Annotated in this window: 18 protein-coding genes and 1 riboswitch; of the genes, 11 read left to right on the plus strand and 7 right to left on the minus strand. The window is 67.2% G+C overall.

Annotated features, from left to right (window positions below):
• Positions 1 to 56 precede the first annotated feature (56 nt).
• Both AC1DOQ_RS24610 and AC1DOQ_RS24615 read right to left on the minus strand, forming a co-directional pair.
• The gene (locus AC1DOQ_RS24610) at positions 57 to 812 is read right to left on the minus strand and encodes a hypothetical protein (protein ID WP_477370256.1); all 756 of its coding nucleotides are present in this window, start codon (positions 810 to 812) and stop codon (positions 57 to 59) included.
• Between the two features lie 136 nt (positions 813 to 948).
• Positions 949 to 1,803: a PhzF family phenazine biosynthesis protein gene (locus AC1DOQ_RS24615; RefSeq protein ID WP_477370259.1), complete on the minus strand. Its 855-nt coding sequence runs from the start codon at positions 1,801 to 1,803 to the stop codon at positions 949 to 951.
• A gap of 107 nt (positions 1,804 to 1,910) precedes the next feature.
• Between AC1DOQ_RS24615 and AC1DOQ_RS24620 the strand changes: the two genes are divergently transcribed.
• Both AC1DOQ_RS24620 and AC1DOQ_RS24625 read left to right on the plus strand, forming a co-directional pair.
• Positions 1,911 to 2,192, plus strand: a complete 282-nt coding sequence (locus AC1DOQ_RS24620) for an autorepressor SdpR family transcription factor (RefSeq protein WP_442123737.1) — start codon at positions 1,911 to 1,913, stop codon at positions 2,190 to 2,192.
• Between the two features lie 17 nt (positions 2,193 to 2,209).
• The gene (locus AC1DOQ_RS24625) at positions 2,210 to 2,857 is read left to right on the plus strand and encodes an SdpI family protein (RefSeq protein WP_477370262.1); all 648 of its coding nucleotides are present in this window, start codon (positions 2,210 to 2,212) and stop codon (positions 2,855 to 2,857) included.
• Positions 2,858 to 2,927: 70 nt separating this feature from the next.
• Here AC1DOQ_RS24625 and AC1DOQ_RS24630 read toward each other — a convergent pair whose 3' ends face one another.
• Positions 2,928 to 4,724, minus strand: coding sequence for an amidase (locus tag AC1DOQ_RS24630; RefSeq protein WP_477370265.1), 1,797 nt, complete (start codon positions 4,722 to 4,724; stop codon positions 2,928 to 2,930).
• A gap of 84 nt (positions 4,725 to 4,808) precedes the next feature.
• Positions 4,809 to 6,077 (minus strand): beta-ketoacyl-ACP synthase II, encoded by a 1,269-nt coding sequence (gene fabF, locus AC1DOQ_RS24635; protein WP_477370268.1) that lies wholly within the window; start codon positions 6,075 to 6,077, stop codon positions 4,809 to 4,811.
• Positions 6,078 to 6,250: 173 nt separating this feature from the next.
• Here fabF and AC1DOQ_RS24640 point away from each other — a divergent pair, with 173 nt between their 5' ends.
• Complete coding sequence (locus AC1DOQ_RS24640) at positions 6,251 to 7,339, plus strand: AraC family transcriptional regulator (RefSeq protein WP_477370271.1); 1,089 nt, start codon at positions 6,251 to 6,253, stop codon at positions 7,337 to 7,339.
• Here the strand turns inward: AC1DOQ_RS24640 and AC1DOQ_RS24645 are convergent.
• Complete coding sequence (locus tag AC1DOQ_RS24645) at positions 7,281 to 8,000, minus strand: glutathione S-transferase (RefSeq protein WP_477370274.1); 720 nt, start codon at positions 7,998 to 8,000, stop codon at positions 7,281 to 7,283. The two genes, AC1DOQ_RS24640 and AC1DOQ_RS24645, sit on opposite strands and share 59 nt — an antisense overlap.
• A 277-nt stretch (positions 8,001 to 8,277) precedes the next feature.
• On the opposite strand from AC1DOQ_RS24645, the gene AC1DOQ_RS24650 reads away from it, so the two are divergent.
• The 4 genes from AC1DOQ_RS24650 (at position 8,278) to AC1DOQ_RS24665 (ending at position 13,190) form a co-directional block, all read left to right on the plus strand.
• Complete coding sequence (locus AC1DOQ_RS24650; RefSeq protein WP_477370277.1) at positions 8,278 to 9,240, plus strand: DUF535 family protein; 963 nt, start codon at positions 8,278 to 8,280, stop codon at positions 9,238 to 9,240.
• An 86-nt stretch (positions 9,241 to 9,326) separates the two neighbouring features.
• The gene (locus tag AC1DOQ_RS24655; protein ID WP_477370280.1) at positions 9,327 to 10,484 is read left to right on the plus strand and encodes an iron-containing alcohol dehydrogenase; all 1,158 of its coding nucleotides are present in this window, start codon (positions 9,327 to 9,329) and stop codon (positions 10,482 to 10,484) included.
• A gap of 156 nt (positions 10,485 to 10,640) precedes the next feature.
• The gene (locus tag AC1DOQ_RS24660) at positions 10,641 to 10,784 is read left to right on the plus strand and encodes a hypothetical protein (protein WP_477370283.1); all 144 of its coding nucleotides are present in this window, start codon (positions 10,641 to 10,643) and stop codon (positions 10,782 to 10,784) included.
• A gap of 59 nt (positions 10,785 to 10,843) precedes the next feature.
• Positions 10,844 to 10,946, plus strand: a riboswitch (TPP riboswitch).
• A gap of 57 nt (positions 10,947 to 11,003) precedes the next feature.
• Positions 11,004 to 13,190, plus strand: a complete 2,187-nt coding sequence (locus AC1DOQ_RS24665) for a TonB-dependent siderophore receptor (RefSeq protein WP_477370285.1) — start codon at positions 11,004 to 11,006, stop codon at positions 13,188 to 13,190.
• 9 nt (positions 13,191 to 13,199) lie between these two features.
• Here AC1DOQ_RS24665 and AC1DOQ_RS24670 read toward each other — a convergent pair whose 3' ends face one another.
• Together AC1DOQ_RS24670 and pnuC are read right to left on the minus strand one after the other, a co-directional pair.
• On the minus strand, positions 13,200 to 13,733 hold the full coding sequence (locus tag AC1DOQ_RS24670; protein WP_477370288.1) for an AAA family ATPase: 534 nt from the start codon (positions 13,731 to 13,733) through the stop codon (positions 13,200 to 13,202).
• Positions 13,730 to 14,332, minus strand: coding sequence for a nicotinamide riboside transporter PnuC (gene pnuC / locus AC1DOQ_RS24675; RefSeq protein WP_477370291.1), 603 nt, complete (start codon positions 14,330 to 14,332; stop codon positions 13,730 to 13,732). The genes AC1DOQ_RS24670 and pnuC overlap by 4 nt, the downstream gene beginning before the upstream one ends.
• 234 nt (positions 14,333 to 14,566) lie before the next feature.
• Here pnuC and AC1DOQ_RS24680 point away from each other — a divergent pair, with 234 nt between their 5' ends.
• From AC1DOQ_RS24680 to AC1DOQ_RS24695, 4 genes are read left to right on the plus strand one after another with little or no spacing between them, the layout of a single operon-like run.
• On the plus strand, positions 14,567 to 15,814 hold the full coding sequence (locus AC1DOQ_RS24680; protein ID WP_477370294.1) for an efflux RND transporter periplasmic adaptor subunit: 1,248 nt from the start codon (positions 14,567 to 14,569) through the stop codon (positions 15,812 to 15,814).
• 23 nt (positions 15,815 to 15,837) lie between these two features.
• Complete coding sequence (locus tag AC1DOQ_RS24685; RefSeq protein ID WP_477370297.1) at positions 15,838 to 16,521, plus strand: ABC transporter ATP-binding protein; 684 nt, start codon at positions 15,838 to 15,840, stop codon at positions 16,519 to 16,521.
• Positions 16,511 to 17,770, plus strand: coding sequence for an ABC transporter permease (locus tag AC1DOQ_RS24690; protein ID WP_477370300.1), 1,260 nt, complete (start codon positions 16,511 to 16,513; stop codon positions 17,768 to 17,770). Before AC1DOQ_RS24685 ends, AC1DOQ_RS24690 begins: the two co-directional genes overlap by 11 nt.
• Positions 17,767 to 18,963 (plus strand): ABC transporter permease, encoded by a 1,197-nt coding sequence (locus AC1DOQ_RS24695; protein WP_477370302.1) that lies wholly within the window; start codon positions 17,767 to 17,769, stop codon positions 18,961 to 18,963. The genes AC1DOQ_RS24690 and AC1DOQ_RS24695 overlap by 4 nt, the downstream gene beginning before the upstream one ends.
• Positions 18,964 to 18,981 lie beyond the last annotated feature (18 nt).

An 18,981-nucleotide genomic window follows, 5' to 3' on the forward strand; every position in this document is an offset into this window, starting at 1 on the left:
AATTTCCGTAAGGATACATCCTGCCGATGATACGGTCATGGAATATTTTGCTCGGACTACGCGAACTGGGGCATCTGCATCGGCATGGCCGCACGCGGTGCAGGCCGTGTGGTTGCAAAACCACGTTGCGGGGTCACGGTGCCGATGTCGATGTCCGGGTGGTGGGTCTCGCGGAAGAACTTCAGCAGCGGATGGTTGGCGGCGCGCCAGCGTTCCTCGGCGGTGGCGATCTCGAAAGCCATCACGCGGTGCGGGATGTTTCCGGTGTTACGCAGCGGGACCATTTCCTTGTCGCCGAAGACATCCGTGAACAGCAGTTGTTCGTACTGGCGGTCGACCGGGCTGCGGCCGGCGACGACGGCGAATTCGGTGCCACTTAATTCCCAGTAATCGAAAAATGCTTTCATCAGTGCAACTTTGACCATATGGCCGATACGGCCCTCGCCCACGCCCAGGCGTTCCACTTCGCACAGGGCGCGGCCCTGCAGCCAGTCGGGCAGCTGCACCGATTCCTCGAGATGCAGCGGACGGAAGACATTGGTCTGCAGGCGCGCGGTGCCGATCGGCGAGCCGTCCAGCTTGGACTCGGCCAGCAGCACGACGGTATCTTCTTCGTAATCGCAGGCTTCCGGCACGCTCAGGGTGCGGGCAAACTCGGGAACGTGGCGCGCATAGGCGGCCTGGCGAATGCGGACTGCCTTGCGCAGGCCGTCCTCGGTCTCGACACGGCGGACGGTGAACGGCAGGCGTTCGATCTTCATGCCTGCCCGCGGATGCACGGCGGACACGGCGGCGGGGATGCGCATTTCCATGACAGGATTCCTTGATTGGCTAGATAACGGTTTTTCGTTTTGACCATTATCAATCGTTCAAAAAAATCCTAAGCCTTGAGGAAAGGCGCTTTTTACCCCCTTTTCATGCATTCCCGCACATCCGTTCGATTCATGGTCAGGCTTGCATGAAGCGGGCCGTGCCGGCCACGCGGATCGAGCTGCCGGGCGCATCCCCGATATCCGCATGGAGGCGCGAGCGCATGCCCATGTCCTCGCCCTGCACCACGTCGATCGCGCCGCCGTGCGGCCAGCCGAGGTCGCGCAGGTAGCCGGCCAGGGCCGCGGTGCCGGCGCCGGTGGCCGGGTCTTCGTAGACGCCGCCGACGGCGAAGGGGTTACGGGTATGGAACAGGCGCGCGCTCTCGGCCCACACCAGCACGATGGTGACCAGGCCGTGGGCCTGCATCAGCGCGCGGCCGGCCTCGAGCTCGTAGCGCATCGCCGACAGCAGGTCGCGGCTGGCCAGGCCCAGCACCAGGTGGTCGTTGCCGGCATGGGCCAGGCCGGACGCAATGCGCGGGTCGAGGTCGGCCTCGCTGTAGCCGAACAGCTCGAGCGCGGCGGCCACCAGCTGCGGGTCGGCGGGCTGGCTGCGAGTCGGCGGCGACTGCAGCGCCGCGGCCACCATTGGGCCCTCGCGCCGGCCTTCGACCGTGATCCCGGCCTGGTTCAGGGCCAGCGGATAGACGCCGTCGCCGAACTCGCGCGCCAGCGCTGCGCCGAGGGCGATGGTGGCGTGGCCGCAGAACGGCACCTCGGCCGCCGGCGAGAAGTAGCGCACGCGGAAACCCTCGCCGCCCTCTTCCCTCACCGCGAAGGCGGTTTCCGAGAAACCCACTTCATGCGCCAGGCGCTGCATCTCGGCGTCCGGCGGCATGGCCGCGCCGATCCAGACGCCGGCCGGGTTCCCGCCCTCCTCGCCGTCGGAAAAGGCGGCAATGCGCAGCACCTGGGTGGACGATGGTCTCATGGGCTCTCCTCGAACTGGTTGAAAGAAGAATAATGATAAGGCCGGCTTGACGGCGGCGCCGGGCCGGCCTATATTTAGACATCCATCTAATTAGAAAAGAATCGAATATGACGGGCAAGCTCACCGCCGCGTTCAAGGCCATCGCCGATCCGACCAGGCGCGAAATCCTGCACCTGCTACGCAAGGAAGAGATGACGGCCGGCGACGTCGCCGCCCACTTCGACATGACCAAGCCGACCATGTCGCACCACTTCGCGGTGCTGAAGGATGCCGGCCTGGTCAGCAGCCGGCGCGAAGGCCAGACCATCTGGTACGCGCTGAACACGACCGTCCTGGAAGACGTGCTGTCCTGGACGATGGACATGGCGCGCGGCGGCGCGCGCGATTGACATAAAGGGAGACAAGAATGACGAAGAAGCGCTTTCTGTGGTGGTCGATTCCGGTGCTCGTGCTGGTGCTGGCGGCGACCGCGCTGGTCTACCGCGACCTGCCGGACATCATCCCCATCCACTGGAACGCGGCCGGCGAAGCCAACGGCTACGGCGCGCGCATCACCATCTTCCTGCTGCCCCTCATCACGGGCTTGATGATGCTGCTGTGGCCGGTCCTGCCGACGGTCTCGCCGGACAAATTCCGGGTCGAGGGCTTCAGCGATACCTGGTGGTTCAGCGGCCTGGTGATGGTCGCCCTGCTCGCCTATGTGCAGGGCGTGCAGCTGGCGGTGCTGGCGCACGGCGCACTGGACATCGGCCGCGCCCTGCTCGGCGGCATCGGCATCGCCTTCGTCCTGCTGGGGAATGTACTGGGCAAGGTGAAGCGCAATTTCTGGCTCGGCGTGCGCACGCCGTGGACCCTGGCCAGTGACCGGGTCTGGTATTCGACCCACCGGCTGGCCGGCAAGACCATGGTGACGGGCGGCCTGGTGGTACTGGCCGCCGCGCTGGCCGGCTTGCCGCCGTATGTGTCAACCGCCGCGCTGCTGGCGGGGGCGCTGGTGCCGGTGGTTTACTCGCTGGTGTATTACAAGCGGCTGGAGCGGGCCGGCGGCGCGTGAGCGTGGGCACGGCGTGCCCACCCTACCGAACCCGTAGGGTGGGCTCTCCGAGCCCACGATCGCAAACGGATCAGAACCCCGGCGGACGCTCGCCCGCCACACCCGCCGCCTTCTCCAGCGCCAGTCCGACCCGCCCGATCGTGCCCTCATCGAACAGGCGTCCGATCAGGGTCACGCCATGCGGCACGCGGCGCGGCGGCGAGAAGGTCGGCAGCGGCTGCGCCGGATTCGGCGCCCAGTCGCTGCGCGCCTGCTCCACCATGACCGAACCGGTACGCAGGGTCAGCGAAGGGTGGCCGGTGAAGTTCGAGATCGTCAGCATTTCGTCGCGCAGCGAAGGCACCAGCAGCAGATCGACCTGGCTGAAGATGCGCGCCATCTCCAGCGCCACCTTCCTGCGCATGCGGTCGGCCTGCACGAAGTCCACCGCCGACAGGAAGCGCGCCTCGCGGAACAGGTTGGGCCAGGCGTCCGGCACCTGGGCTTTCAGCTGGTCGACGCGATGGTCCAGCGTGATCTCCTCGAAGGCCGCCGCCGCTTCGGCGAACAGCACCGCGTTCAGCGACTGATACGGCCAGTCGGGCAAGCTCACCGGCACCGGGTTCAGGCCCAGCTTCTTCAGGTTCTCCAGCGCGGCGCGGTCGACGTCGGTGGCCGGCGCCTCCTTCATCCAGCCGGCAAAATAGCCGACCTTCAGGCCCGCCACCTTCGCGTTCGCGTCGTAGTCCAGCTTCGCGGGCACGCCGGCGACGTCGCCGGGGTCGGTGCCGGAGATCGCCTTCAGCACCAGCATCGCATCCTCGACGCTGCGCGTCATCGGTCCCAGCTTGTCGAGCGACCAGCACAGGGTCATGGCGCCGGTGCGCGGCACCCGGCCAAAGGTCGGGCGCAGTCCGGTGACGCCGCAGCGCATCGACGGGCTGACGATGCTGCCGCCGGTCTCGCTGCCGATCGAGAACGCGACCAGCGCGGCGGCGGTGGCCGCGCCCGGACCGGCGCTGGAGCCCGAAGCGCCCTCCTCCAGCAGCCATGGATTCATGGTCTGGCCGCCGAACCAGACGTCGTTCAGCGCCAGCGCGCCCAGGCTCAGCTTCGCGATCAGCACGGCGCCGGCGGCATCCAGCCTGGCCACCACGGCCGAGTCCTCGGCCGGCACGCGGTCGCGATTGAATTCCGCGCCCCAGGTGGTGCGGATGCCTTTCGTGTCCAGCAGGTCCTTTACCCCGTACGGGATGCCGTGCAGCGGGCCGCGGTATCTGCCGGCGGCGATCTCCCTGTCGGCCTGGCGGGCGCGCGCCAGCGCATGCTCTTCGGTCAAGGTAATCACGCTGCGCAGCTTGGCATCAATGCGCTTGATGCGGTCCAGGTAGATGCGGGTCAGGCGCTCCGACGTCAGCGCGCGCGTTTCGATCCAGCGCGAGAGCTTCGTGACCGGGGCGTAGGCGATGTCCTCGTCGTTCTTCGGCAGCGGGCCGGCATCGGCGCGGCTGCGCACGAAGCGCTCGCGCACCGGACCGGCGGGTGCGCCCACGGCGGTCGCCGGGGCCCAGACCGTGGCCGGGACGACGCTGTCCTCGATCGCCAGCTTGCGCGGACCGGTGCGCCGTTCCATCGTCGAGGCCAGCGACACCCGCCAGCTGCCGGCCGCCATCTGGCGTTCGGCGGGCGTCATCGACACCTGCATCAGCTTTTCGGCTTCGGCAAAGGTGGCGGGCGTGACCTCCGGGCCGACCGCCGGGGTGGCGCCGAAGGTCGGCGGCGCGCCGGGGGTATCGGCCACTTGCGGGACGGGTTCGGCACCGGCGGCGCCGGCGACGGCGAGCAGGCCGAGCGGCGCATTGATCAGGAACTGGCGGCGTTGTGTCATGACTCCTCTGCGGGTTGGGTGACGGACGTATCCGTCGATCCTAACCGATGCTCGCGAGTAGAACAACGAGTGCGCCGCAGCGGATCAAAGGCGCCCGAAAACGAGGCTGGCGTTCACGCCGCCGAAGCCGAAGCCATTCGATATCGCGTACGCCGTATCTATCCCGCGCGCCGCGCCGGCGACGATGTCTACCCCGTCCGCCGCCGGGTCGGGCCGGGCCAGGTTCAAGGTCGGCGGCGCCAGCTGGTCGCGCAGCGCCAGCACGGTGAAGATCGCCTCCACGCCGCCGGCTGCGCCCAGCAGGTGGCCGGTGGCCGACTTGGTCGCCGAGACGGCCGGGCCGCGGTCCGCTCCGAATACGGCCCTGATCGCGGCAAGCTCGCTGGCGTCGCCTGCCGGGGTCGAAGTCGCATGGGCGTTCAGGTGCCCGATGCTGGCCGGGGCGATGCCCGCCTGGCGGATCGCGGCCTGCATGGCGCGCCGTCCGCCGGCGCCGTCATCCGGCGGCGAGGTCATGTGATAAGCGTCGGCGCTGGTGCCATAGCCGAGCAGTTCGGCGATCGGCACGGCACCGCGCCGCAAGGCATGCCCGAGTTCTTCGATGACCAGGATGCCCGCACCCTCGCCCATGACGAAGCCGTCCCGCTCCAGGTCGAAGGGCCGCGAGGCCGCCGCGGGATCGTCGTTGAAGCCGGTCGACACCGCCCTGGCGGCGGCGAAGGCAGCCAGGCTGACGCGGTCGATGCAGGCCTCGGTCCCGCCGCAGACGGCGATATCGGCCTCGCCGGCCCTGATCAGGCGCGCGGCGTCGCCGATGGCCTGGGCGCCGGCGGCGCAGGCGGTGACGGGCGCGCCGATGGGCCCGCGCAAACCGTGGCGGATCGAAATCTGCCCGGCCGCCATATTCGCCAGGAAGTTCGGCACGGTGAAGGGAGACAGGCGCTTCGGCCCGCGCGCGTCGAGGGTGCGCACCGCGTCCGTGATCGTGCCGAAGCCGCCGACGGCGGACGCCACGATGGTGGCCGTCCGTTCGCGCTCCTCGTCCGTCGCGGGGCGCCAGCCGGCCTGCGCCAGCGCCTCGCCGGCCGCTGCCAGGGCGAACAGGCTGAAGCGGTCCATCTTCTTCAGGTCGCGGGCCTCGGCCACCAGGCCGGCGTCGAATCCCCATGGCCGCTCCGGCGCCAGCGCCGGCACGAGCCCGCCGACCTTGGACGGCATCCCGTCCGCCAGCGCCTCGTCCAGGGAAACCAGTCCCGAACGGCCCTGCAGCAGGTGGGTCCAGGCGGTCCCGACCCCACATCCCAGCGGCGATACGATGCCCATGCCGGTCACGACAACGCGTTTCGTAGTCAAAGCGATGCTCCCCATATTGATGAACGATGCGGCCGGCGATGCGCAAAGCACGCCACCGAGCCATCTGCGCAGCCGCGTCGTCCCGTTGAAATGATGAGAAGTATAGGCAAGCGAGCGGGGATTAATTGCCCCGTCACGCCAACTTATATGCAAAGTACGCCATAATCACGGCCATGAACCTGCCCTCGCCAAGCGCCGTCACGGTATCGGCCCGTGTCCTCCACGAGATGCTGCATGCCTTGCGCGGCAGCCGCGGCAAGGACGTGGCCGCACAGGCGCTGGCCAGCGCCGCCATTCCGCGCGCGCTCCTGCACCGGCCCGGCGCGCGCATCACCCGGCAACAATACGGGGCGCTCTACCGCGCGATCGCGGCGACGCTCGACGATGAAATGCTCGGCCTGTGGTCGCGGCCGATCCGGAGCGGCACCCTGAAGTACCTGATGCTCGGCCTGCTCGACGCGCCGACCGTGCTGGTGGCGCTGAACCGCTTCGTCCGTTTCTGGAACCTGCTGCTCGACGACTACCGCCTGCACGTCTCGACCAGGAACGGCACGGTCGGCATCGCCCTGCTGGAACGGACGCCGGAGTCCGAAGTCAAGCCGCTCGGCCATGCGCTGATGATGAAGCTCGTCCACGGCATCGTGTCGTGGCTGCTCGGCCGCGACATCACGCTGCTCCGGGCCGAATTCCGCTTTCCGAAGCCCAGGCATGTCGAGGATTATGTGTTCATGTTTCCCGGCGAAGTCGGCTTCGATGCGGCGGCCACCGGCATTTCGCTCGCCTACCCGGATTGCGCGTCCGCGTTCAAACGCGAGAAGCACGAGCTGTGGGCCTTCCTGAAACGCGCCCCCGAAGACTGGGTATTCCGCCAGGCCGAAGGCGGCACCATCGCCGCGAGGGCGCGCGCCTACCTGGAGCAGACGCTCTCCCGGCCGGCCACGATCGACGGCCTGGCCTCGGCCTTGCATGTGTCCGTGCGTACCCTCAACCGCCGCTTCGCCGAAGAAGGGACGCACTTCCAGCAAGTGAAGGATGGACTGCGGCGCGACGTCGCGGTGCACCGGCTGACGCATTCGAACACGCCGGTGGCGGCGCTGGCCTTCGACCTCGGGTTCGCCGATGCGACAGGTTTTTGCCGCGCCTTCAAGCACTGGACCGGCAGCAGTCCGCTCGAATACCGCAATGGTGCGCGCCAGGGGGAGGTCATTCACTTCCCTGATTTTCCAGCTCCGGATAATGCCGGAAAATCCCTTCCTCGCTGAACGGCAGCCGCCGCTTCGATTTGAGGTAGGCGGCGATCCGCGGCCGCTTCGCCACCCGGTCGCGCAGCGCGCCGAGCAGCGGATAAGCGGCATCGATCCGCGCCATCGTCGCCGGGAAGGCGTAGCGCAGTCCCTCCACCAGCTGGAACAGCGACAGGTCGGCATAGGTGAGCGTGCCGCCGGTCAGGTAGTCCTTCGGCTCCGGCCGCGCAAGGACGCCTTCGAAGTAGTCGAGGAATTTCGGGATGCGCGTCTCGATGAAATCGGCCGAACGGCGCTTCGCTTCCGGACGCTGGTCTTCGTAATACAGGGAACTCGAGATCGGGTGATGGGTGTCGTGGGTCTCGGCGACCAGGTCGGCGATCGTCAGCTGCAGCTGGTGTACCCACAAGCCACCGGCCTCGTCCGTGGGCGCCAGTCCATGGTGCTGGCCCAGGAACAGCAGGATGTTCGCGGTCTGGCCGATGGTCAGCCCGCCCGCCTTCAGGAAGGGCGGCGCGAACGATGGATGATCGGGACCGTCCATCGCCGCCAGCATGCGCGCCATGCCGCCCGGCTCGCGGGCGACGTCGACGTATTCCACCCCGGCTTCCTCCAGCGCCAGCCGCACGAATTCGCCGCGGCCCTGGATCGTCGGCCAGTAAAAAAGTTCGTACACCATGCGACGCTCCTCATCGTATTCGGGATGACTCAATTATTCATTAGGATTTCGATGTTCGGCGCGGCAATCGTGCTAGTCTTGCGACTGGCAACCTCTGCCTGACAAAAAATCAACAAGAGACATCGTGATCACGAATAAGAAAACCCCAGGGATGCGTTATCGAGCGTGGCGATCTTCACCTGCTTAGCATTTTATTTCCGTTGAGCAAGATCACCGTGCCGCGAAAGCCGGTGAGCCAAGATAGAACCACCCCGATAATGAATGCCCGGAGCGCACCATGATTTTCGCTCACCTCACCAAGCACTGGATGGCCCGCCGCAGCCAGTACAGCCTGACCTCCTGGATCCTCTGCATCGCGCGCAGCCTGCGCGTGCTGGCCTATATGCGCGACCATCGCGCCCTGTGCCAGCTCGGCGTCTACCGCAACCACGTCGCGCTGCCGCCGAACGACGACCCCTTCCACCACCTCAGTCACCGCGACTACCTCATCAAGGGCCTGTCCGCGCGGCGCCGCGTGCAGGCGGTCCTGAGCCACTACCGCTTCGAGGAAACCACCTTCAACGACGCCTACAAGCAGGCCGTCTACGGCGACCGCTGCCTGCCGCTGTGGCAGTTCGACGCCGAAGGCAGCAGCTTCATGATCCAGCTCGAAATGGCATCGCGCAGCAATGCCGAGGGCGACCTGACCCTGGCCCTGGTCGCCGACGGCAAATGCCTGCACCGCCTGTCCTTCAGCTGGCTGGAAGGCCACATGCTCGGCGTCGATGTACCGGTGGTGCCCTTCATCGCCCGTAACCAGGGCCGCTGGGTCGATTCCGGCGCCGCCTTTGAAGCCTTCGAGCACGTATTCCCGAACAATTCCCCCAGCTTCTTCTGCTTCGCCGCGATGCAGGGTGTGGCGCAGGCGGTCGGCATCGACCAGGTCGTGGCCATCCGCAGCGAAGACCACATCGCCTACGATCCCGATCCGGAAAAGCACTTCGCCAATGCCTACGACGGCTTCTGGAAGATCCTGGGCGGCGAGGAAATGGCGGGCAAGCAGGGCTACCGGATCGCCCTGCCCTTCTACGTCAAGCCGCTGTCCGAAATGCCGTCCAAGCACCGCAAGCGCGCCGCCCAGCGCCGCGAGCACTGGCGCCTGATCTGCGAATCCGCCCGCACGACCCTGCAGCGCCACCTGCTGCATGCCCGCGCCCACGTCGAGCATGCGGCGCCGGTGCTGGAGCCGGCGCAGGTCTGAACTCCCGCAGCGAACCGCCCGCCAACGCGCTTTTCCCCGCTTGCGCGATAATCCCCCTCCTCTGCAACCCGAGGGGGATTTTTATCTTGCTTAACTTCGACTTCCACAATCCTACCCGCATCCTGTTCGGCGAGAACCAGATCGAGCGCCTGGCGCAGCTGGTCCCGGCCGGCGCGCGCGTGCTGGTGCTGTACGGCGGCGGCAGCATCCGCGCCAACGGCACCTACGACGCGGTGATGGCCGCCCTGGACGGCCACACCATCTTTGAATTCGGCGGCATCGAGCCGAACCCCAGCTACGAGACCCTGGTCGAGGCCATCGCCGTGGTCAAGCGCGAGAACATCGACTTCCTGCTCGCCGTGGGCGGCGGCTCGGTCATCGACGGCACCAAGTTCGTTGCCGCCGGCAGCCTGTTGGATGGCGACCCCTGGACCATCCTCGAACAGCACGCAAAAAACGTGAGCGCGGCCCTGCCCTTCGGCGCGGTGCTGACCCTGACGGCCACCGGCTCCGAGATGAACTCCGGCAGCGTGATCACCAAAAAGGCCACGCAGGAAAAATACGCCTTCATGTCGCGCCTGGTGTTCCCGCAGTTCGCCATCCTCGACCCGACCCGCACCTTTACGCTGCCGGCGCGCCAGGTCGGCAACGGCATCGTCGACGCCTTCGTCCACATCATGGAGCAGTACATGACGGTGCCGGCCGACGCCAAGGTGCAGGACCGCTTTGCCGAGGGCCTGCTGCAGACCCTGGTGGAAGAAGGCCCGCGCGCGCTGGCCGAGCCCGACGACTACGGCGTGCGCGCCAACCTGATGTGGACCGCGACCCTGGCCCTGAACGGCCTGATCGGCGCCGGCGTGCCGCAGGACTGGTCCACCCACATGATCGGCCACGAACTGACCGCGCTGTACGGCCTCGACCATGCGCAGACCCTGGCGCTGGTGCTGCCGGCCATGCTGCGCGAACGCCGCGAGGCCAAGCGGGCAAAGTTATTGCAGTACGCGGCGCGCGTATGGGACCTGCGCGACGGCGACGAAGACGCGCGCATCGAGACGGCCATCGTCCGCACCGAGGACTTCTTCCGCGCGGTCGGCGTGGGTACCCGCTTTGCCGACTATGGCCTCGGCAAGGATGTCGTGCCGGCCGTCGTCGCCGCGCTGGAAGCCCACGGCATGACGCATCTGGGCGAAAGCGGCGAGGTCACGCTGGAGGTGAGCCGCAAGGTGCTCGAGCGCTGCATCTGATGTCGACACACGGCGGGGTGCGGGCACTGCCGTGCACCCCGCTTTGCCCTGGCAGGCGAGACCGTCAGAACGAACATTGCATGCATCGCCTGGGGCTCCCTGCTCTGGAAGCCGCAACCCCTGAAGCTGGCCTCGGGCTGGCACCGCGACGGTCCGTTGCTGCCGCTCGAATTCGTCCGCCAGAGCGACGACGACCCGGAACTGGCGCCCGCCCACATCGACACGGCCTACCGCCGCCTCATCGAAGCCCGCCTGGGCTGGCGACCGTTGCGCGAAGCCTACATAACGCAGAGAAGCTGAGCGCCATCCGGCGAGCATTGCCAGACTCGCCACGCGCGCCCGCATCCGTGCTACACTCGCGCCTTCGCTAGGGGTCCTGGAAGCCGATCTGCTTCCGGGTGAGAGATACCCTTCGTACCTGATCTGGATAATGCCAGCGAAGGAAAGCGCAACGCGGTGCCTGAGATGGCGCCCACTCCAGTTTGCCCTTCCCCAAGCCGGCGCGAAGACGAGCAAACAATGAAACCACAACTGAAGTACCCGATCCTTGCCTGCGCCATCGCGCAAGCATTCTCCCTCAACGTCCACGCCCAGGAACAGAACGGCCAGCCGATCGCCGAAGTGGTCGTGACCGGCACCCGCGCCGGACTGGAACGCGCCGCCGTCGGCGGCTTTTCCGAATCCTCGCTGTGGGAAACCCCGGCCTCGATCAGCGCGATCGGCCGCACCCAGATGCAGGACCTGTCGATCCGCAACACCACCGAGGCCATGCGCTACGACGCCTCGGTCAGCGACGCCTACAACGCGGTCGGCTATGCCGAACAGTTCTCGATCCGCGGCTTTGCCCTCGACAACAACTACAGCTACCGCAAGGACGGCTTCGCGATTCCGGGCGACACCCAGATCCCGCTGGAGAACAAGGAACGGATCGAGGTGCTGAAGGGCCTGGCCGGCCTCACCGCCGGCGTCGCCACCCCGGGCGGCATCGTCAACTACGTCACCAAGCGCCCGACCAATACCCCGCTGCGCTCCGCCACCGTCGAAGTGAGCGAGCGCGGCACCCTGTACGGCACGGTCGACCTGGGCGGACGCTTCGACGACCGCCGCTTCGGCTACCGCATCAATGCCGCCGCCGCCGACCTGCACTCCTATGTGCGCGGCGCCAACGGCGACCGCCAGTTCGTGTCCGGCGCCTTCGACTGGCAGATCAGCCCGGACGCGCTGTTCCAGGTCGACTTCGACTACCAGCACAAGGCCCAGCTCACCGCGCCCGGCTACCAGCTGATCCGCAACGAGGTGCTGCCGTCCGGCGTCTCCGCCAAGCTGCTGCTGAACGACCAGCCCTGGGGCCGCCCGGTCGATACCCGCGACACCAACCTCGGCCTGCGCTTCGAGTACAAGCTGGCGGACTCCTGGCGCGCGACCATCGCCGCCAACAAGCACTGGTTCAAGCGTAACGACTACACCGCCTTCCCCTACGGCTGCAGCAACGAGGGCGAGGGCTACTATCCGGGCTTCTGCTCGAACGGCGACTACGATGTCTACGACTACCAGAGCGTGGGCGAGCGCAAGACGCCGTGGGGCCTGCAGGCGATGCTGCAGGGCCGCTTTGCCACAGGCGGCCTGCGCCACGAGCTGACCGTCGGCGCCTCATATTCGGAGCGCCACGACAGCTTCGGCGACTATGTCTACGACTACGTCGGCTACAGCAATATCTGGCATCCGCTGGACACCCCGCACGCCGGCCCGGACCGTGTCACCGGCCCCGTGTTCGAACGCCGCAGCGACCAGGAGAGCGCGCTGTTCGCCCAGGACATCGTGACCATCACGCCGCAGCTGACCCTGCACGGCGGCCTGCGCCACGTCGAGACCAGGCGCCGCGATTGGGAAGACGACCGTCCGGTCGTGCACACTGCCGGCTACGTGGCCAGCCGCGATTCCTTCCTGCTGCCGAGCGTCGCCCTGGTCTACAACCTGAACCGCGACTGGAACGTCTACGGCTCCGCGAGCCACGGCCTGCAGCATGGCGGCATCGCGCCGATGGAAACCTCGAACGAGAACCAGGTGCTGGAACCGGGCCGCTCGAAGCAGTTCGAACTGGGCGCCAAAGGTTCCGTGCGCGGCGTGAACCTGTCGGCCTCGCTGTTCCAGATCCGCCAGGGCCTGGAATACACGGACCCGAACCGCACCGTGGCCGTGGTCGTCGACGGCGACACCGTCCAGCGCCACCCCTATGTACGCGGCGGCCGCGAGACCCACCGCGGCATCGAGCTGTCGGCGGACGGCAAGCTGGCGTCCAACCTGCAGGCCGGCCTGTCGCTGATGGCCCTGAACACCCTGCAGGACGGCACCGGCGATCCGACCATCGACGGCAAGCGCGTCACCGACGTCCCCAACTTCAAGTCGACCGCCTGGATCGAATACGCCGTGCCGCAAGTGCCCGGCCTGAAGGTCGACGCCAACTGGCAGTATTCGGGCAAGAAGGCCTTCGACGTCGAGAACCGCGTGTTCGTGCCCGACTACCACGTGTTCGGCCTCGGCGCCGCCTACGCCATGAAGCTGGGGGTGACGAAAGTGACGCTGCGCGCTCGCGTCGACAACCTGTTCGACAAGTTCTACTGGCGCGACGTCACGCCGGCGCTGGGCGGCTACCTGCTGCCGGGCGCGCCGCGCACCTTCCGCGTATCGGGGCAGTTCGACTTCTGATTGCGAAGCTCAGGGAGGACCGAGCAGGTCCTCCACCTGGCGCAGCCGCTGCGCCAGGTCTCCCTCCAGCAGCGTGAACCGGATGCCCCGTTCGCGCAGCACCGCCAGCAGGCAGTCGTGGACCTGCTTCCTCACCGCTTCCGATTCGCGCTGCAGGCCGTCCGGCACCCAAGGCAGGTCGAGGCCCGCGACCAGGGTTGCCGCATAGTCGTGCGCGGCCTCCATCTCCAGCAGCTCCACCGGCACCCGGCCCCAGTAGATGCGGCTGTAGACCGCCGTCATCAGCGGCGTGGTGTCGCAGAACAGGAAGCGCCGCGCATCCTTCGATGCGGCCAGGGCATCCTCGCGCTCGCGCTGGGCACGCGCGATCGCGGGCTGGTCGTGCTCGAAGGGCACGCGCTGCTCGGTCTCGACGAACTCGCGCAGGTATTCCGGCACCCACAGCGTGCCGTAGCGCGCCGCCAGCGCCGGCGCCAGGGTCGACTTGCCGGTCGACTCGGCGCCGAGAATCGCGATCCGCGCCGGCAGCGCGCCGCGCGTCATCGCGCCCCCTCGCGCGCCGCACGCGCCCAGGCGCGCAGGCCCAGCACCGCCATGCCCACGAACACCGCGTACAGGATCGCGGTCAGGTGCAGGTCCTTGTAGACGTACAGGCCGACGTAGAGGATGTCGACCACGATCCACACATGCCAGTTCTCGACCTTCTTGCGCGCCGCCAGCAGGGTGCCGAGCAGGCTGCCGGCGGTGAGGAAGCCGTCCATGTGCGGCACGTCGGTGTCGGTGCAAGCATGCAGGAACCACGACAGGATGAAGAAGCCGAGCGCCCATCCGGCCAGCGACCAGATCCAGCCCCTGGCGTCCAGGCGCGTCACCACCAGCGGTTTGTCATCCTCGCCGGTACCGCGCAGCCACTCGTACCAGCCCCAGATTGCGGCGGCGATGAAGACCGCCTGCAGGCCGGCGTCGCCGTACAGGCGGGCCTCGAAGAACACGACGCCATAGGTGGCCGACGACACGATGGCGAACAGCCAGGCCCAGTGGATGCGGCGGATGTTGAGGAGCACCGTGACGATCGAGAGGACGAAGGAGATGAGTTCCAGCGGGGTCGTCGGGAAGCCGAAGAGGGAAAGCGGGTCGTTCATGTGCGGCGCGAAGGGACGGTGTCAGGTCAACAGTCGATTATCGAAGCTGGCGCGCGAATACGCAAGTTACCGTTGCCGGCGGCACGGATCCGCTTCGACTGCCCGGATCCGGACACCCTTGCCCGCGCACGGGCAGAAGCCGGGGCCTGATGGCGCCTTCCGCCCAGTGAACGGGGCCTGGCACGATGCTTGCAATCAAGGATACATCTTCACTCCTTCATCGCAAGCATCCTCATGGACCAAGCCATCGGCATCGACCTGCTCCGCCGCCGCCGCCACTTCCGCCTCGCCACCGGCCTCCTGCTGTGCGCCGGCTTCCTCGCCGCCGCCTGGGGCATCAACCGCGCCRTGCGGCCGGGTGTCTCTGCCGCCGACATCGTGGTGGCCGAGGTGCGGCGCGGCAGCGTCGACAACACCATCAGCGCCGCCGGCGTGGTCATTCCCGTGCACGAGGAAGTCGTGTCCAGCCCCGGCGCCAGCCGCATCGCCAGGGTCCACGCCAAGCCGGGCCAGCAGGTCAGGCAGGGCGAGCTGCTGCTGGAACTGGACGACCGCGAGATCCGCCTGGCGCTGGAAGCCCTGAAGGAGCAGCTGGCGCAGCAGGAAAACAGGATCGTCGTACTCAAGCTCGAGATGGACCAGAAGCTCAAGCAGACCAGGTCCGCCATCGAACTGCTGGAGATCGACCTCCAGTCGAGCCGCGCGCTGCGCGAACGCAACCGCAAGCTGCGCGAAAGCGGCCTGGTGTCGGGCCAGGACCTGCTGACTTCGGAACTGAACGTGCAGCGCAACGAAGTCCAGCTGCGCCAGCAGCACGAGCTGATCGAGGACACGCGGCGCGCCACCGCCAGCGCGATCGCCGCCGCGAATCTGCAAAAGGAGATCCTGCAGAAGCAGATCGCCCGCCAGGACGGTCTGCTTCAGCAAACCAGGGTGAGCGCGCCCTTTTCCGGCATGCTGACCTCACTGGTCGAGGAGGAAGGCGCCAGCGTCGCCGCCGGCCAGCTGGTGGCGCGCGTGTCGGAGCTGAACAACTACCGCGTGGAGGCGACCCTGTCCGACTTCCACGCCCGCCAGCTGGCCGCCGGCCAGCTTGTGCGCGTCGAGCAGAACGGCGAGATCCTGGCCGGCCGCGTGCACACCATCCTGCCCGAGATCCAGAACGGCACCATCAAGCTGCTGGTCGACCTCGAACAGCCGCACAACCCGCACCTGCGCAACAAGATGCGGGTGGACGTCAACGTCGTCACCGCCAGCCGCGCGCATGTGCTGGTGATCGACAACGGCGCCGCCTTCAACGGCAAGGGCCGCCAGCCGGCCTTCGCCGTGCACGAAGGCGCCGCCAATAAAACCTGGATCGAGCTCGGCTCGAGCGACGGCAAGCTGGTCGAAGTCGTGAACGGCGCCCGGCCCGGGGACCGCTTCATCGTGTCCGATACCAGCGCCTTCAAGGACCTGGACAGCATCCGCATTTCGAATTGACCGACAAAACGAGGAGAACAACAATGATCAGCCTGAACAAGGTCAGCAAGACCTACCGCACCGACAAGGTCGAGACCCTGGCCCTGAAAGACATCGACCTGCACGTCAGGGAAGGCGAATTCGTCGCCATGATGGGACCGAGCGGCTGCGGCAAGAGCACACTGCTGAACATCATCGGCCTGCTCGACCGCCCCGGCAAGGGCAGCGTGGAAGTCGGCGGCACCTCGGTCGCGCGCTACGGCGACCGCCAGCTGGCCGGCATGCGCAACCGCACCTTCGGCTTCATCTTTCAGAGCTTCCACCTGATCCCGGACCTGCGCGTGATCGACAACGTCGAACTGCCCCTGCTCTACCGCAGCGGCAGCGGCAGCGAGCGGCGCCGGCTGGCGCGCGAGGCCCTCGAAAAGGTGGGCCTCGGTGCGCGCATGGACCACTACCCGAACCAGCTGTCGGGCGGCCAGCAGCAGCGCGTGGCGATCGCCCGCGCCATCGTCGGCCAGCCGAAAGTGCTGCTGGCCGACGAACCGACCGGTAACCTCGACAGCAAGATGGGCGAGGAAGTCATGGACATCCTGCTCAAGCTGAATGCCGAGGGCACGACCGTGGTGATGGTCACCCACGACGAACGCGAAGCGCGCCGCACCCACCGCATCGTGCGCCTGTTCGACGGCCAACTGGTCACGCCGGAGCACCTCCATGCTGCGTAACTACCTGCTCACCGCCTGGAAGGTCTTCATGCGCCGCAAGCTGTTCACGGCGATCAACCTGGCCTGCATCGTGCTCACCCTGGTGGTGCTGATGGTGATTACCGCCCTGCTGGAGACCACCTTCTGGCCGACCGGTGTCGAAGGCAAGAGCGAGCGCTTCCTGCAGATCTACACCATGCGCAGCATGAGCGCCGACCGCAGCACCATCCGCACCGGCACGCTCGGCTTCAAGACCATCGACAAATACCTGAAGCCCATGCCGGGGGTCGAGCGGGTATCCGCCTTCACCACGCCGGACACGGTTTCGGTCTACCAGGGCGAGCGCGTCAGCGAGCTGCAGATGCGCCGCGTGGACGCCGACTACTGGAAGATCCTCGACTTCAAGGTGCTGGCGGGACGCTTGCCGAACGAGGCCGACGAAGCCGGCGGCCGCCTGGTGGCCGTGATCAACGCCTCCACCGCGCGCAGGCTGTTCGGCGGCGCGCCGCAACAGGCGGTCGACCAGGCCATCAGTGCAGGCGGCCAGCTGTTCCGCGTGATCGGCGTGGTGGAGGATGTCATCCACTTCAATGCCTTTGCCGACATGTGGGCGCCGCTCTCGACCTTCCCGTCGAGCGATTACCAGAACCAGCTCACCGGCTCCTTCGCCGCCATGCTGCTGGCCCGGGACAAAGCCGACCTGCCGCGCATCCAGCAGGAAGTCGCGCGCATCGCCAAGGGCTATGTGGCGGACGACCCGAAGACCTTCGCCACCACGATGTTCTGGGCCGACAGCAAGCTCGACCTCTTCGCCCGCAACCTGCTCGGCGGCGAGATCAACCGCGACGCGGGACAGGATTCCGGCGCCCGCAAGCTGCTGGCATATATCATCGGCGGCATGCTGGTGTTCATGCTGCTGCCGGCCCTGAACCTGGTCAACCTGAACATGGGGCGCATCCTCGAACGCAGCGCCGAGATCGGGGTACGCAAGGCCTTCGGCGCCACCAGCATGCAGCTGGCCGGCCAGCTGGTGGTCGAAAACATCCTGCTGTGCCTGGCCGGCGGCCTGCTCGGCCTGGCCGCCACCCAGGGCGTGCTGTGGTGGCTGGAGCAGTCGCAGCTGATTCCCTATTTGCGAGTGAGCGTCAACCTGCCGGTGTTCGGCTGCGGCATGCTGCTGTCCTTCGTCTTCGGCCTGCTGTCCGGGCTGATCCCGGCCTGGAAGATGTCGCGTCTCGATCCCGTCCACGCCCTGAAAGGAGCCGCATGATGCTGCGCCACCTGTTGAAGCTGACCTGGAAGCGCAAATCCAGGAACCTCCTGCTGAGCCTCGAAATCCTGCTCGCCTTCGCCATCGTGTTCGGCGTGGCCGCCTTCGCGCTGCGCTACTGGCAGCTGTACCGCGAACCGATCGGCTTCGACGGCCGCGACACCTGGGCGGTCACGATCCGCACCGGCGAGGACACCGCGAAGATCCCGGCCGATACCTACGACACGCTGCGCCGCGGCCTGCAGGCGCTGCCGGAAGTGCGCGCGGTCGGCTTCGCGGCCTACGCGCCGTACCGGATGTCGACCTGGCACACCTCCTTCAAGTCGCCGCAGACCGGCGCCGACGTCAACACCAACATCCTTGAAGCCGACGACGGTTTCGCCGACGCGGTCGGCATGAAGATGGTGCGCGGACGCTGGTTCGGCGCCAGCGACGAAGGCGCGGCGGTGCAGCCGGTGGTGATGGACCGGCGCATGGCGGCGGCCATGTTCCCCGGGAAGGATGCCCTGGGCCAGCAGCTGACCCATACCGAGAACAAGGTCGCGCAGACCTTGAAGGTGGTCGGCATCATCGACACCTACCGCAACAAGGGACCGCTGGTCGCGCCCGGCAACTTCATCATGACCCGCTTCGCGCCGCGGGCCGGCGCCTCGCGCCTGAACGTCATCATGCTGAAGGTGGCTCCGGGCACGCCGCGCGCCTTCGAGGCCCGGCTGAACCGGCAGCTCAAGCTGGTCCGCAACGACTGGACCTACGAGATCGCGCCGTTGATGGCGATGCGCGCCTCGCTGCTGAAGGAGCACCTGGTGCCGCTGGTGGTCGTCGGCGTGATCGCCGCCTTCATGTTGTCCATGGTGGCATTCGGGCTGTTCGGCGTACTGTGGCAGAACACCACGCGGCGCATTCCGGAGATCGGCCTGCGCCGCGCCATCGGCGCCCGCGCCGCCGACATCTACCGCCAGATCGTCGCCGAACAGCTGCTGCTCAGTTCTTTCGCGATGGCGCTGGGCCTGGTGCTGCTGGTGCAGCTGCCGCTCACCGGGGCCATCGGCGAGAACCTGAACTGGCAGGTCTTCATCGGCGCCGCCGGGCTGTCGATGGCCGTGATCTATCTGCTATCCTTGCTCTGCTCGCTCTACCCGGGCTGGCGCGCCAGCCGCCTGAGTCCGACCGAAGCGCTGCACTACGAATAAAAAGGTTCGCATTAAAAA

Source organism: Massilia sp. 01N417 (genome assembly GCF_056399645.1).